This window comes from Psychroserpens mesophilus, from assembly GCF_000826645.1.
GTDB classification, from domain to species: domain Bacteria; phylum Bacteroidota; class Bacteroidia; order Flavobacteriales; family Flavobacteriaceae; genus Psychroserpens; species Psychroserpens mesophilus.
On record NZ_JXJP01000014.1, the window covers coordinates 115,625 to 131,700 of the forward strand.

The window sequence follows — 16,076 nt, forward strand, 5'->3', positions numbered from 1 at the left end:
TATTGATGTTAGAGTGAAATTTGGACGCTTCTAGAATTCGTTGAGAATGATTTAGAATTCGTAAAGATTTGAGTTAAGCAAGTGCTAAACTTCTATTGTAACCTAAGTTACAAGCTTGGTAACCTAGGTTACAGACTTCCATCTATCCTGAATGTATTTTTGTGTAAGCAAATAAAACGTTTAGATGAAAGCATTAATTTACATACTACCTATACTTTTCTCCTTTTTAGTACAATCTCAAGAATTAGTACCGATAAGTAAGGCTGAAGTATTAACTAAAGTTTCAGAAAACAATACTTCGATTAAGATTTCTGTTGAAGAATTTAATCAAGCTCAAGCTGATTACAGACAAACAAACGCTGTGTTTCTGCCTAATATTACAGCCAGTCATACAGCCATAGCCACAACAAATCCCTTAATGGCATTTGGATCAAAATTGAATCAAGGCATCCTAACTCAAAATGATTTTAATCCTGCGTTACTCAATAATCCGTCGCAAGTTGAAAACTATGCTACTAAGCTTGAAATCCAGCAACCATTAATTAATCTAGATGGTGTGTATCAAAGAAAAGCTGCCAAATCTAAAATGGAAGCCATGTCTCTCAAAACAGAACGTACACAAGATTATTTGGAGTTTGAAGTTGACAAAGCTTACATGCAATTACAACTCGCCTATGAAGCTGTTGAGGTATTAGAAAAAGCTTTAGAAGCCGCAAATGCAAATAAAAAATTAGCAGATGACAGTTTTAAACAAGGTTATTTACAACGCGCTGACGTGTTAAATGTGGACGTTCGTGTTACGGAAGTACAAAACCAATTGCAAATGGCAAAAAGTAATATACAAAATGCCTCTAATTACCTATCGTTTTTAATGAATGATGAAACCTATGTGCTTTACACGCCTACTGATAAATTATCGGTTTCAACTTTCACGGTAAACGACAGAAAAGTTTCAGAAAACCGTTCAGACATTAAAGCTATGGAATTCGCTTCTAAGGCTTATGAAGCCATGAATAAAGCTGACAAAATGGCTTTTCTACCAAGATTAAATGCTTTTGGAAGTTATGAGTTATATGATGACCAGGTGTTTCAAGGAGATGCTAGTGGCTATTTGTTTGGTGCACAATTAAGTTGGGATATATTTCAAGGCTCTAAACGTTTTGGAAAAGCACAAAAAAGCAAAGCTGAATTTGAACAGTCCAAACTAGAGTATGAGCAATACGTGTCACAAAGTAATTTAGAATTGAATAAAGCAAAACGAGCCTTTTTAGATGCCGAAAATTCACTTCAACTCACATCACTAGCCTTAGAGCAATCGGAAGAATCTTTGAGGATACGTACCAACAGATTTAAAGAAGGTTTAGAAAAGACATCAGATTTATTAATCGCAGAAACACAGTATGCACAAAAGCAACTCGAATATTATCAAACCATTTTTGAATATAATTATGCGCAAGCTTATTTACAATTTTTAACCAAGGAATAAAACCTATGAAAATGAAAACATACATATACTTAATAACTCTTATTACAGCATTACTATTCCTAGAGAGTTGTGGTAATAAAGACAAAAAAACAGTTGTAGATAACTCGCCTGCTATTGCGGTAACAGTCAATCAGGTAAAAGCCAATAATAACAGTCCGTTTTTATCTGTTAGTGGGAAAATTCAATCTACTAACAGTGCAGATTTAAGCACCAGAATGATGGGTTACGTAGATAAAGTGCACGTTAATGTTGGAGACAAGGTCAAGAAAGGACAGTTGCTTGTTTCTATTAATAATGCTGACTTACAAGCTAAAAGAGCACAGGTAAATGCTGCAATTACTGAAGCAACAGCAGCTTTTAATAATGCACAAAAAGATTATAACCGTTTTAAAAATTTATTTGCAGATAACAGCGCTTCACAAAAAGAACTCGATGATATAACGGCAAATTTTGAAATGGCAAAAGCGCGTTTAGAAGCTGCAAAACAAATGAAGAATGAGGTTAACGCACAATTTGCATACAGTAACATTACTGCACCTTTTAGTGGAGTTATAACTGGTAAAAATGTCGAAGAAGGAAACATGGCAAATCCTGGAGTGCCATTAATATACATGGAAACTCCTGGTGAATTTGAAGTAATGGCTATGGTACCTGAAACTGAAATTTCATCAATTCAAACAGGAACAAACGTTGCAGTTTTAGTCAAATCGATTGACCAAACGTTAAAGGGAACCGTTTCAGAAGTAAGCACGTCTGCTAAACAAACAGGTGGTCAATATTTAGTAAAAATAAATCTGGAAGAAACAAAGGCTAACATCCTATCAGGAATGTTTACAACAGTGCAATTTCCAATAGAACGAAAAGCAGCAACATCACTGGTTTTAATTCCTACGGATGCTATTGTAATTAACGGACAATTATCTGGAGTTTACACGGTAAGTCAGAGTAATACAGCATTGTTGCGTTGGTTGCGTTTGGGCCGAACTTTTGGAGATCAGGTAGAAGTATTATCGGGTTTAAATGCAGATGAAGCCTACATAGTTTCTGCGGAAGGAAAGCTATATAATGGTGCTAAAATTTCAATTCAATAACTAAAAAGTCGCGTTAAGGATAGCAGTGGAAATCCTTTTTTTGCTGCCATATATGGCAAAAAAAGATTGTAACGGATAGCCTGTTAAAACGCCCAAAATAAAAGTATAAAATGAAAGAAGGAATCGCAGGTAAAATTGCCAAAGTCTTTATGCAATCGAAGTTAACGGTCTTGTTAATGATTGTGTTTATGGTGGTTGGTGTGTATAGTTCATTTTTAATTCCACGAGAGGAAGAGCCACAAATAGATGTGCCAATGGCAGACATTTTTGTGGGTTATCCAGGTGCAAGTCCGACGGAAGTAGAATCACGCGTTATCAAACCACTGGAGCAATTAATTTCGAATATTAAAGGCGTGGAATACGTGTATTCTACGTCGATGAAAGAGCAAGGCATGGTCATCGTACAGTTTTATGTTGGTGAAGATATTGAGCGTTCGTTTGTAAAATTATACAACGAAATTAATAAACACATGGACCAGATGCCAGCTGGTGTGACATTTCCATTGGTGAAAACCAGAGCAATTGATGATGTGCCCATGTTAGGTTTAACCTTATGGAGTGAAAACTACAACGATTACCAATTGGGTCAAATGGCGCAAGAACTGGAGGCTGAAATTAAAAAAGTAAACGATGTAGCAATTACGCATAAAATTGGTGGTAGAGACCGTCAGTTACGCGTGGTTTTAGATAAGGATAAACTGGCAGCAAGTGGATTGGATTTCTTATCGGTTTCTGAAATGATTAAGGCAAATAACAGCCAGTTAAGCTCCGGAAGTTTTGATAAGAACGACACTGAATTTTTGGTGAATACAGGTAAGTTTCTAGAATCGGTAACAGATGTAGAAAACTTAGTCGTTGGTGTGCAACAAAATCAGCCTATTTATTTAAAGCAAGTAGCCAAGATTATCGACGGACCACAAGTACCACAAAATTATGTGAGCTTAGGTTTTGGAAAAGGCAGTGAAAAAGCTTCAGAATATAAATCGGAATATCCAGCAGTGACGATTTCGGTAGCGAAAAGAAAAGGTGCTGATGCTATGAAAATTGCAGAAGTCATTATTGATAAAGTTGAGCATTTACGTACCACTTTAATTCCAGATGATGTTCATGTAGAAATCACTAGAAATTATGGTGAAACAGCGTCACATAAAGTATCCGAATTGTTATTGCATCTTATAGGCTCTATTATAGCGGTTACTATTGTGGTAATGTTAGCCATGGGCTGGCGAGGTGGATTGGTCGTGTTTTTATCGGTACCTATTACCTTTGCATTGACGCTTTTGAGTTACTACATGTTGGATTATACCTTAAACCGAATCACGTTATTTGCTTTAGTATTTGTCACTGGGATTGTAGTTGACGACTCTATCATCATAGCCGAAAATATGCACAGGCATTTTAAAATGAAACGCCTGCCTTTTAAGCAAGCAGCTTTATATGCGATTAATGAGGTAGGAAACCCTACCATTTTGGCAACTTTTACTGTCATAGCTTCAGTGTTACCAATGGCTTTTGTTTCTGGATTAATGGGACCATATATGGCACCAATGCCAATTGGAGCTTCTATCGCAATGATTTTATCCTTGTTTGTCGCCTTAACTATTACGCCTTATTTGGGTTATATTTTCTTAAGAGAAAAAGATAAAAAAGGCCAAGAAGAGAAGCCTGAAAAAGCAGTTGAAGACACACTTATTTACAGAGTTTACAATAAGTTTGAACGACCTTTATTAGAAAGTAAAACGAAGCGTTGGTTGTTCTTAGGTGGAACATTTATCTTGCTAATGGCAACGATGATCTTATTTTTTACCAAATCGGTAGCCGTAAAAATGTTGCCTTTTGATAATAAAAATGAATTTCAAGTGGTCATAGACATGCCCGAAGGGACAACCTTAGAAAGAACGGGAGTAGTGGCACAAGAAATCGCCCAGTATTTAGCAACCAGACCAGAAGTGGTGAATTACCAAAATTACATCGGAACGTCTGCACCTATAACGTTCAATGGCCTGGTTCGTCATTATGATTTACGTGGTGGATCGAATATGGCAGATATTCAAGTCAATTTATTAGATAAAGAAGAGCGCTCTGCACAAAGTCATGATATTGCAAAATTATTGCGTCCAGATATTCAAAAAATTGCTTCCAAATACAATGCAAATGTAAAACTAGTGGAAGTGCCACCAGGACCACCTGTTTTATCTACTATTGTTGCTGAGGTTTATGGACCTGATTACGATGAACAAATGAGAATTGCAAATAGTATTCAGAACATTTTAAAAAACACAACTGATGTCGTAGATATTGATTGGATGGTTGAAGCAGATCAGAAGGAGTTTCAATTCGAAATCAATAAAGAAAAAGCAATGTTATATGGTGTGGCGCCTCAGCAAATTGCACATACGATGAATATGGCATTGTCTAACAGGACGATTACAAATTTATACGATGAAGACGCTTCAAACCAAGTAGGATTGGTATTAGCCCTTGATGAAAAAGAAAAATCAACAGTTACAGATATTTCTCAATTGAAAGTAAAATCGAAACAAGGTAATATGTTACCAATTGCAGATCTGGTTACCATTACTGAAACAACTGCTGCTAAAAGTATTTATCGTAAAAATCAGAAACGTGTCGTTTATGTTATGGCAGATATGGCTGGTGAACTAGAGAGTCCTGCCTATGCAATTCTGGGAATGGAAGAAAAACTGAAGGAAATTCCGCTACCTAAAGGTTACGAGATTAACGAAATGTATTTAGGCCAGCCAGACTTTGAAGACAATTACACCGTAAAATGGGATGGAGAATGGCAAATTACACTAGAGGTGTTTAGAGACTTGGGGATTGCCTTTTTAGGCGCTATTATCTTGATTTATATCTTAATTGTAGGATGGTTTCAAAACTTTAAAGCACCAGTAGTAATGATGGTTGCGATTCCATTGTCTTTAATTGGTATTATTTTAGGACACTGGATTATGGGCGCTTTTTTTACTGCAACTTCATTTATTGGTATGATTGCTTTAGCTGGAATTATGGTGCGAAATTCGGTACTACTCATTGACTTTATCAATCTAAGAACCGCAGAAGGTGTGCCCTTAAAACAGGCAGCAATTGAAGCTGGAGCAGTGCGTACAACACCCATTTTATTAACAGCAGGAACCGTTGTTATTGGAGCATTTGTGATCTTATTTGATCCCATCTTTCAAGGTTTAGCCATCTCTTTAATGGGAGGAACTATCGTTTCTACAGTATTAACCTTATTAGTTGTACCATTAGTGTATTACATGATTGAAAAGAAAAATTATAAATAAAAATCATAAAGATGAAATTAGTCATAGTTACTGCAGTCGAGGAGTTTCAGAAGGATGTTTTGAAACTATTCAAAAAAGCAAATATTGATAATTTTAGCAGTTCAGATATTGATGGCTACAAAAATGGATCGTCAATATTGATGGCTTCTAATTGGTTTTCAGGAGAAAAAAGTGGCAATGAATCCAATTTGTTTTTCTCTTTTACAGATGATGAACACATTGACCATTTGTTCCATTTAATTAAAGATTACAACGAACATTTGGAAACAAATAATCCTATTAAAGCTGTTGTTGTTCCTATTGAAAAATTTATATAACCTTAAAAAAAATTAATCAAAATGTTAAATACATATTTTAGAGTCATCGTTGGTTTTATGGTGCTTTTAAGCGTAGTTCTAACCGTTTATGTGAATCCAAACTGGATGTGGTTTACCGTATTTATTGGTGTTAATTTAATACAATCTGCCTTCACAAAATGGTGTTTATTGGAAACTATTCTGGTGAAATTGGGCGTTAAGAAAGATGGAGGTAATTGTAAAACGTGTTAAGTTTTTGAAAATTCTAACTCGTTAATTTTTGATCTATTCCAGTTCAATTCCGAAAGCCCTAAATGCTATGAGTTGTCCTGGATGCTCCTCAATGTTTGCTAAATCTAAGTTGCCTTCAAACTTAATGTCATTAGCGACTTCTACCTGATAGTCTATGACTTGGTTTTTATCATTTTTTGTAAAGTTGATACTTAACGTTGGCCAGTTTAAATCGTTTTCAACCCATTCGATATTACAATCTTTAAGGTCTTCCACAATTTTTTCTTGTTCTGGTGTCAAAGTTTTATTGGCAACTTTGAAATTAAATTTCATTTTAAGGTCTGAATACGGAAGCAATTGTGGAAAATTCATATAAAATGCCATGAGATTGTCATTGGCAGCGACCATGTTTTCCTTTTCTTCATAAGCTTTGCTTAATCCTTCGTGTATTCTGGCTATGAGTAATTTTTCGTTAGTTTCATCTAAATAATCATCTTCTAAAACACGTTCAAACTCTTTAATAGCTAGGTCATAATCACCATCTTCCAGATGAAATTGAGCGATAAAATAGTTAAAGTATTTATGAACGCGTTCACGTTCATCTTCCTGTAATTTGTCTTTGAAAATTTTGATGAAATAATCTGAATTAAAATACTTTATAAGTTCCCAGATCTCATCGAAAAAAATATTGTTTTCAGAAGCAAATAAATTATAATAACCTATAAATCGCTCTGGATCTGCGGAAAGTTCACTGGTTAAAAGCAAATGAGCATTTTCTTGCTTAAAATGGTGTTTAGAGATGTCGTATAATTTTTTCGGTTTATACCAGTACGATTTATCTCTAAAGGTGATGTCACTTATAGATTTCTTATGGTACAAATATTTAAACAACAGCGTGTTGCGATCATAAGCTACTTCTCCCCAAGTACTACCAACATGAATTTCTTTAAAATTAGCGGCTTTGTCTCGAAATTCTTTAGACTTTTTTAAATCTCCAGAATAGTAATACGCTCTGCTGAGTGCTATATTATTCCAGCCAAATCCTGGAGCATTGCCAAGGTTTTTTATAGAGTTTTCTACGATAGATTTAGCAGAAGGCAAGTCGTTTTGAAAAATTTTTATAGCCGATTGCATGTAATCAAATTCTTTGATGTCTTTTTGGATATAGTCATCATTTTGACGCGCTGTTTCATAACTATCTTCAGCCTCTGTAAATTTAGCCTGAATAAATTGAAGGTTTCCATAATTATTATGAGAAAGCCTATCGTATCGTCTTAATTGCTCACTAAAATATTCAGCTGAATCCAATTTAATCTGATGCGAGTAAATGATGTTTTTATAATGGTAATAACTCAATAAGGCATCATTTGAAAAATCTGGCCAATAGGTATTTAAAAACCACTGATTATGTTTGTCGCTGGTTTTAATAGAATCGGCAAACCTGGAGGCTATTTCAAGATTTTCTTCAATATTAGGTTTTAGAAAGTCGTACTTTTCTGGACTATACATGCGATTACGCAAATAAATCCATGAAATATGACTATAAGGACTTATTCCAAAATTAAATACAAAATCACGGTTTTGAAGTCGTCTTACCACCTTTATGGCCTGACTTGGTTTATCGACATACTCATAGCATTTTGCTAAAAAATAAATCAGAAACGCATACTTTCTTTGATATTGATAGCTATCAATGTAAGCTTGAATTTCTGTGGTTCTTCTTAATTTTCTAGGAAAATCTTTTTCAAGCAATGCAACAGCTTTTTCAAGAGATTTTATTGCAGCTTCATAACCTCTCTTATCTGAAGCTCTTTCATAACGATAATTAGCTTCAAAAAAATGACCAACATAATACGTACTGTCTAACTGAATCATTTTTTGAGAAAGTTCATAAGCTTTACGTCCGCTGTAACTTCCTCTAAATTCTCTTTCAAGTCGATCAATTTCAATGCGTTGTGCATGTGCATTGAACGCTCCTAAAAAGAACAATCCAAATAAAATAACAATATTTATGTTAGTGATTTTCACGAGCTACTTTTTTAAATTAAGCCTAGACAAGCGATCAATTTCAGTTTTGACAATGCTTTGGATTGCATTACTTTCGGCACCAAGATTTTTAAATAAAAGTCGATGTTGAAGCACAGGCTTTACTAATGATGCCAAGTCGTCTTCTATCACATAATTTCGTTTATGAATTACAGCGTATGCTCTTAAACATTTTAAAAGGATGATTCCTGATCTTACAGAGGCGCCAAGTAAGATTCCTGAATGCTCTCTGGTTTGTCTTACAATGTTATTGATACTCACAATAATTTCATCATCTACATGCACTTCTTCTGCTTTGCTTCTGAGCATAAGAATATCTTTCATGTCTAATACAGGCTCAACGGTGTCTTGTGACCTCTGGATTTCTAATTGTTTTTTATAAATTTCAAGCTCAATTTCCTTTGTGACATAACCGAAATTAATTTTCATAAAAAATCGATCTAATTGTGCATTTGGCAATGGATAAGTCCCTTCCATCTCGATGGGGTTTTGAGTTGCAATGACAAAGAATAAATCTTCAAGCTTATAGGTTTTATCTCCAATAGAGATTTGGTTTTCAGCCATACATTCCAGTAAAGCCGACTGCACCTTTGGTGAAGCTCTGTTAATTTCATCTGCCAACAAAATATTTGAAAACAGTGGCCCTTTTTTGAATATAAAATCTTTGTTGCCTTCATCATACAAATGCGTTCCAATTAAGTCCATAGGCAATAAATCTGGTGTGAACTGGATTCTTTTAAAATCGGAATGGCCATGTTTTCCAGATAACGAATACGCCAGAGTTTTAGCCATAACGGTTTTTCCAGAACCTGGATTATCTTCTAATAAAATATGTCCTTTAGCAATAAGGCAGGTAACAATTTGAATAATCTGTTCTCTATGACCTTTTACAACCTTACCAATATTATCAATTAACAGGTCTATTTTAAATCCAGGAGAGTCTGGAGAACTAACTATACTTGATGGTGGAGCAAATCGTTGATGATCTGAATTTGTGTTTTCTATGTTCTCGTTCATAATTGTAAGCTATTTTTTTAGATTAAGATTCAACATGTAATGAATCCATTTATTAGGTTTAATAAAATTCAAAATGCGTTCTGATTTACTATATTGAGATAAGACTTTTTTATTAAAATCTGAATGAAATCCGCGAATGAATTTAACCTCATCGTCGGTAGGTTTATCTCCACTATATTTCAACTTTTGATAAATGCTAATAAAGGCTTCGAAGTATGTCCCAAATTTAGGATCTACAACATCTCGTGCATAAACCATCGATGTTTGTGATCCTCTTGGAATTCCCATCTGATTGAGGAGAAAATGTGCGTTTTTATAATTTACTTCTGAAACTACATAAGCCGACTTGTTATTTTTTGCCTTGTTAGATAACCACCAAAAGTAACAGATTGGTGAGCACATCAATATCAACAATATAAGAAGAATACTTGCAAGAATGTAAATAGACCAGTCGGTTATAGTTTCAATTACACTTTCCTCATCTTCTTTCGGTTCTTCTCCTAAGGTTTCTTCTTCAAGTTTTGGAACATGAACTTCCATAATCGTTAAAGGATCTGGAAAGAGTTTCATATAGTTTTCTATACTTTCGTTTTCTCTTTGAGGTCGAATACTTCCTAGTTTGTAATCAAATGACACCATTACTGCAGTATCGCCAAGCTTTACATTTTGAAGTGAAATAGCTTGTTCGCCTGCGAAAACTTTCGCCTGATTTACATCAAAATCCATTTCCATAATAGAAGCACTATCAAGAGAAATACCAATGTCGTTTATAATCATTTGATCCACCCGAAGTTCCATTTTTTTGCTAATCGTATCGACCACAGTAATGAGACCTTTACCTACAAAGGTTTCTTTAGTAGGAGGCGTTGGAGGTGTTCCATCAGGTTGAGGCCCTTCTTCTGCTTCCTGATTACTTACGGTCATATCAAAATCTAACCAACCATATTCAGGAATATAAACTTGCGTCCAAGCGTGAGCCTGATCTGCATAAAACCAATACCATCCTGGAGTTTTATAACTTCTATCGACAGTCATAAATCCTACAGCGACCCTTGAAGGAATACCTAAAGACCTGAGCATAAATAATGAAGACGTGGCATAATACGTACAATAGCCCTCATGTGTGTTAAACAAAAATTCGCCTAACATACTTGCATTTGGAATATTGGGATCAGTAGGTTTTCCTGGAGTTAACGTATAAGTATAAAGTGGTTCACCATTTTCATCTTCGGATAAAAAGTAATTTCTAATACTCAAGATTTTATCAATAGTGGTTTGATTATCTTGAGCGAGACTATCGGCTAGCTGACCTATTTGATTGTAGAGATCACCTTCAGGAATTTCAGTGTAATAGCTCATGAAAGCATCATCTTCATCATCGTAATTCTTGGCTTGTCTTAAGGTGCGATATCGATTTTCCTGATAATCAATAATAGATTGGTTATTCGTGTTGTAAACAAAGTAGGCGCTATTTAATTCTGATACTTCTGAATAGACATTATAAGCAAATTTATACTCCTCTTGAAATGCTTCTTCTATTGAAATAGGCTGACATGCATAAGCTGTACTTGGCGCTACAAAAACTTCAGGATCAAGACCAGCAATATAGATTGTGCTTTTAACTTGCTTTGTGGCGCGTTCCATCTTATCATAGACCAGAACCGAGTCGTTTTGCTGACTAAAATATTGTGGTATTTTGGTTGGATTCGGCAAGAATAAATCACGAACAATACTATCTGGATCAATTTCAAATTGCTCTAAAGTTGGATTATATTGGTTAAGATGGTATAAAGTAATGTATTGCGGATTAGGCGTTGATTCATTTATAAAATTATCAATGTTGGCACAAAAAAGAAGTTCATCAGAAACTTTTAAGCGATCACGCAACCCTAAATAATCATCTAAATTAAATCTTGCGCCAGAAGAGCCGTTTTTATCTTTTTCAGAATCATTTTTACCATCTTTATCGTCATCTCCTGAACCGTCTTCATCGCCTTCATTTTTTGATTTGGTAATCTCATTTTGAATATGATCTAACTTAGTATCTAAAAGTTGAATGGTTAGCCAAAACAGAAAAAAAGCAATCAATGCGAATAACAGAATTCTCAATACGACCATTATGTAATTTGTGTTTTCCTGCTGCTTTATCGTTTTAAGTAACTCCTTCACAAAAAGTCCGTAAAAGAGGAAAAGCACTGTTGGTGCAATTAACCAAATCATCTCATTGACGTTAGACATTTCTAAATCTGAAATGAGAAATACCGATACTGTTGTAAGTACTATTGAAAACACGATTAAATAGTATCTCCATCTGGATATTGCAAACCCAGAAAACCAACCAAAAACGAATATGATGGTGTTTATTTTGAATCTATTGGCAACGTAATACGCATCAAATTCATTAAATGGAACTGAACTAATAGAATTATAAAGGATGTTTATGACTAACACCAGCAATCCAAAGATAATTAAGAACCTAATTTTAGTTGTATGTAGTAAGTAAGCGGTAACTATTCCAATAGCGAAAACACTAACCAAGAAATGCTTATTTATAAATAGTAATGAATAATATTCTGCTAAAAAGTCCAGCAAGGGATACATGATAAGTATCGTAGGCAGAATTAAGAAAATTAATCCAAATGCCAGCTCTTTATAGTTGATGTTTTTCATAAGATTTGTCCTATAAAATTTGAGTTAGACACTAATTTCTCAATTTCTTTTTCATTCCTTTTGACCTTTCCTCGAGTCGATGATATATACCAACTTAATTTGCTCAATTCGCTTTTTTGGTCTTTCCTTAAAAATAAATTTTTGAAGTTAAACAAATTCTGATAGTCTAAATGGCGTGATACTTTTACAATAATGATGTTTGAAGACCCTTTTTCTATTAACGTTGATAATTCTTCTGAACTAATTAAAGAAGACACACATATTATCGATTCTCCTGAGGCCTTAATTTCATTAACCGAATAATTATTTTGCCAATTTGCTGAACTAAGTTGAAATCCGACACGATCTTTTTCATTTACACTCACAAACTCATTAACGGCTTGATCGATATTAAATTCTACTTTCTTATCCATTTTTTTAATGTTCAAGCAAATGTTGTAAACGACATCTTTGAAATAATTAAGCATGCTAATGGCATATACTGAAGTTAAGTCTTTGGATATTAAATTATAAAAACTTGTATGGAATTTAATATGAGAGGCATAAGGATTGATAACTTCAGGCGTTCTTATGACGAGTTCTCTGTTTTTTGCAAAAATTTTCCAGACGATTCTTCGTACATCGTCACCCATTTCAAAATCCTTATAGTTTAGAAAATCGCCTTCTACTTTTCTAGACGTTTTTATTTTTTCTACTTCTTCTTTCGTTTTTGAAGGATTAATTTCCTGAAGATCAATATCGATTTCAGCTGAATGGAGATAAAAAGAATTTTGAGATTTCTTGTAAACGGTAAATCGAAAAAATTGTAAATAATCAATAAAACTAATTAGAAATCCCTTCGCATGATATTGTTTTCTATCCGGAAGCCAAACCAGTGTAGAACCTTCTTTTGGAAGTAATTTTTCGAAACCTTTTGAGAATTTGTTGATGACGATCGTATCTGAAAGGTTACCGTTTTCAAATTCAATTTTTATTTTAATATATCCTAGTAATGGAAGTAATGCTTTCGGTAAGGAAATCATCACAGGTACTAATCCAGCTTCACCTTTAATATTGCCCTCGAGTCCTATATCTATTTTCGGCTCAATATGTTTTCTATTGGTAACAAAATGGAAATAACATATCAATGTGTGAATGAAACCAATACCTACAAGAATCATTATGAAAAAGCCTATTAACCAAGCAAATAATTCAAGGTAAAGCCTAATACTATCCTCTTCTACGAAGAACTCATTTTTAATAAAATAAACTACAATTAATAATACTAATGCAAAGATTATTGCATTCCGTTTGAGAGGAAAAAAACTAATAATTCTATTGAAATTAATTTTCAAAGTGAACTGTATTTGATTAATAACATCGAATGTTGCGCCTAACTATTTTTAAGATTAATCAAATTTTAGATTTGCTTAAACTACAAAAATACACAAGTGTGCGACATCACAAAATAATTTTTCGAACGACACATAATATTTAACCTTTCCTTAGGCTTAGCCATAAAAAAAGCCCTACATCTTTGTAAGGCTTGTTTTTAATTTGTGGTCCCACTTGGGCTCGAACCAAGGACCACCTGATTATGAGTCAGGTGCTCTAACCAACTGAGCTATGGGACCATTGACATTTGTCAATATCTTTATGACTAAAGAGTGTGCAATATTACTACATATTTTAAAACTCCACAAAGAAAATAGCATCAATTTATTTATCAATATCCTGACACAACTCAATGAGAACGCCATTTGTAGCTTTTGGATGCAAGAAAGCAATCAACTTATTATCAGCACCTTTCTTGGGTTTTTCATGAATCATTCTGAAACCTTCTCCTTTTAGTCGTTCAATTTCCGACACAATATCTTCAACCGCAAACGCAATATGATGTATGCCTTCTCCTTTTTTTTCTATAAATTTCGCTATCGGACTCTCGTCATGTGTTGCCTGAAGTAGTTCTATTTTGTTTGGACCAACTTTAAAAAAAGATGTCATGACACCTTCACTCTCGACCGTTTCTGTCTTGTAATGGTTCTTATTAAACAATTTTCCAAATAAATCATTAGAGGCTTCTATGTCTTTGACTGCAATGCCTATATGCTCAATTTTTTTCATTTTAGGTATTTAAGTTTATGTTTAAACCAAATTCTTATTCTAAGGTATGAATTTTGCTATCAAAAACAAGATAATACTTAAATATCCTCTACTTTTGCAAAGGATTATGTATACTAGTAACTATGGAAGAATTAACTCAACGACAGAAAAAAATTGGCGGACTTTTACAAAAAGATCTTGCAGATATATTACAAAAAGCAGCTAAGGATGGCGGAATGCGAGGCGTTATTATTTCAGTAAGCAAGGTGAATGTTACAACAGATTTATCGGTTGCTAAAGTGTATCTCAGTGTGTTTCCTAATAATAAAGGAAAGGAATTAATTGAAGGTATTCGCTCAAACACACCTTTAATTCGTCATGAAATGGCGCAACGTACCAAAAATCAACTGCGACGTATGCCTAATTTAGAGTTTTTTATTGATGATTCTCTGGAGTATATTGATGGTATTGAAAGATCACTTAAAGGTGAAGAAAATCCAATAAAAGATGAAGACCTTTTGGGAAGACGTAAAAAATCTTAAGCGTCTGTTTTACAACACTTAAAAATGAACTTCTCATTGTACATAGCAAAACGTTACTTGTTTTCAAAAAGCAGTAATAATGCTATCAATATCATGACCATTATTGCAGCCTCAGGAACCATAATTGCTTCTGCAGCTTTATTTGTCGTGCTTTCAGGTTTTGCTGGTTTAAAAGAGTTTAGCCTCAGGTTTTCTTCTTTGGTCGATCCCGATTTGAAAGCTGTTCCTTTTCAGGGTAAATCATTATCTCTTAGCGAAAAACAATTAGAAGCTCTAAACAACATCGATGCTATTGCGTCGTATTCTAAAATTATTGAAGAACGCGCCATTGTACAATTTGATCAAAAACAACAAATCATTACCTTAAAAGGTGTCGATGCGAACTACAAAAAAGTAACGTCAATAGATTCTATGATCATGTACGGACGTTGGTTAGAAAACGGTACTTCTCAAATTGTATCTGGAGGCGGAATTTCAAATGCTTTATCTTTTGGTGTGCTTGATATGACAAAGAGCCTTACCATTTCTGTACCTAAACCTGGAAAAGGACAAATTACCTCTGTTAAAGGTGCTTTCAACACAATTAAGGTGTTTAATATTGGTGTTTTTAACATCAACGAAGCCCTAAACTACGACTACATTTATGCCGATATTGAAACTGTAAAGCAACTTCTCAACTATAACGACAATCAGGTATCTGCATTAGAATTTAAATTGCAACCTAATGCAGATAAAACTCAAGTTAGCGAAGCATTACAGACTATTTTAGGAACTAACATTCAAATCAAAAATCGCAGTCAGCTTAACGATGCGCTCTACAAAATGCTTAATACTGAAAACGTAGCTGTCTATCTTATATTCACCTTAGTGATAATCATTGCGTTATTTAATGTAATTGGTGCTTTAATCATGATGATTCTCGACAAAAAAGAATCGCTACACACCCTTTTCAATTTAGGCGCAACCACAAAAGACATCAGACGTATATTCTTTCTTCAAGGAAGTTTAATGACGATTCTTGGTGGACTTATCGGACTCATTTTAGGGTTCGTCATTGTCTTTCTGCAACAGCAATTTTCGTTGGTTATGATTATTCCTTCAGAGCCTTATCCTGTGGTCTTAAAAACCATAAACTTCATTCTTGTGTTGGTAACCATCACCATACTTGGCTTGCTGGCGTCAAAATTGGCATCACAGCGAATTACAAAACATTTAGTGAAATCTAATTAAGATTATTGGGGCAAGTTGCTCAGGCAAACAGGCTCTCGCAACTCGCTTCTAGACAAAAACGTCTAGAGAGCTCAAACATA

General features: G+C 34.2%; 12 protein-coding genes and 1 tRNA gene. 7 read left to right on the forward strand and 6 right to left on the reverse strand.

Annotation, left to right across the window (positions count from 1 at the left end; genetic code table 11):
* Positions 1–184 precede the first annotated feature (184 nt).
* The 5 genes from TD18_RS11695 to TD18_RS11715 all read left to right on the forward strand — a co-directional run bounded on the left by TD18_RS11695 (position 185) and on the right by TD18_RS11715 (position 6,430).
* A complete protein-coding gene (locus tag TD18_RS11695) occupies positions 185–1,486 on the forward strand; it encodes a TolC family protein (protein WP_040252750.1) in 1,302 nt (433 codons plus the stop codon).
* 11 nt (positions 1,487–1,497) lie between these two features.
* The gene (locus TD18_RS11700) at positions 1,498–2,577 is read left to right on the forward strand and encodes an efflux RND transporter periplasmic adaptor subunit (protein ID WP_040252752.1); all 1,080 of its coding nucleotides are present in this window, start codon (positions 1,498–1,500) and stop codon (positions 2,575–2,577) included.
* Between the two features lie 110 nt (positions 2,578–2,687).
* Positions 2,688–5,882 carry an efflux RND transporter permease subunit gene (locus TD18_RS11705; protein WP_040252754.1) on the forward strand — a complete coding sequence of 1,065 codons (3,195 nt, stop codon included), beginning with the start codon at positions 2,688–2,690 and terminating at the stop codon, positions 5,880–5,882.
* 11 nt (positions 5,883–5,893) lie between these two features.
* Positions 5,894–6,199, forward strand: coding sequence for a hypothetical protein (locus tag TD18_RS11710; protein ID WP_040252756.1), 306 nt, complete (start codon positions 5,894–5,896; stop codon positions 6,197–6,199).
* Between the two features lie 21 nt (positions 6,200–6,220).
* The gene (locus tag TD18_RS11715) at positions 6,221–6,430 is read left to right on the forward strand and encodes a YgaP family membrane protein (protein ID WP_040252758.1); all 210 of its coding nucleotides are present in this window, start codon (positions 6,221–6,223) and stop codon (positions 6,428–6,430) included.
* 33 nt (positions 6,431–6,463) lie between these two features.
* On the opposite strand, the gene TD18_RS11720 is transcribed toward TD18_RS11715, so the two are convergent.
* From TD18_RS11720 to mce, 6 genes are all read right to left on the reverse strand, one after another.
* On the reverse strand, positions 6,464–8,437 hold the full coding sequence (locus TD18_RS11720) for a hypothetical protein (protein ID WP_040252760.1): 1,974 nt from the start codon (positions 8,435–8,437) through the stop codon (positions 6,464–6,466).
* A gap of 3 nt (positions 8,438–8,440) precedes the next feature.
* Positions 8,441–9,472 carry an AAA family ATPase gene (locus TD18_RS11725; protein WP_084205912.1) on the reverse strand — a complete coding sequence of 344 codons (1,032 nt, stop codon included), beginning with the start codon at positions 9,470–9,472 and terminating at the stop codon, positions 8,441–8,443.
* 9 nt (positions 9,473–9,481) lie between these two features.
* Positions 9,482–12,142 (reverse strand): transglutaminase domain-containing protein, encoded by a 2,661-nt coding sequence (locus TD18_RS11730; protein ID WP_040252763.1) that lies wholly within the window; start codon positions 12,140–12,142, stop codon positions 9,482–9,484.
* Positions 12,139–13,476: a DUF58 domain-containing protein gene (locus TD18_RS11735; RefSeq protein ID WP_152611368.1), complete on the reverse strand. Its 1,338-nt coding sequence runs from the start codon at positions 13,474–13,476 to the stop codon at positions 12,139–12,141. Before TD18_RS11735 ends, TD18_RS11730 begins: the two co-directional genes overlap by 4 nt.
* A 205-nt stretch (positions 13,477–13,681) precedes the next feature.
* A tRNA-Ile gene (locus TD18_RS11740) sits at positions 13,682–13,755 on the reverse strand.
* A gap of 85 nt (positions 13,756–13,840) precedes the next feature.
* The gene (mce, locus tag TD18_RS11745; RefSeq protein WP_040252769.1) at positions 13,841–14,245 is read right to left on the reverse strand and encodes a methylmalonyl-CoA epimerase; all 405 of its coding nucleotides are present in this window, start codon (positions 14,243–14,245) and stop codon (positions 13,841–13,843) included.
* Positions 14,246–14,367: 122 nt separating this feature from the next.
* On the opposite strand from mce, the gene rbfA reads away from it, so the two are divergent.
* Both rbfA and TD18_RS11755 read left to right on the forward strand, forming a co-directional pair.
* Positions 14,368–14,766: a 30S ribosome-binding factor RbfA gene (rbfA, locus tag TD18_RS11750; protein ID WP_040252771.1), complete on the forward strand. Its 399-nt coding sequence runs from the start codon at positions 14,368–14,370 to the stop codon at positions 14,764–14,766.
* Between the two features lie 24 nt (positions 14,767–14,790).
* Positions 14,791–15,996, forward strand: a complete 1,206-nt coding sequence (locus TD18_RS11755) for an ABC transporter permease (RefSeq protein WP_040252773.1) — start codon at positions 14,791–14,793, stop codon at positions 15,994–15,996.
* Positions 15,997–16,076: the final 80 nt, after the last annotated feature.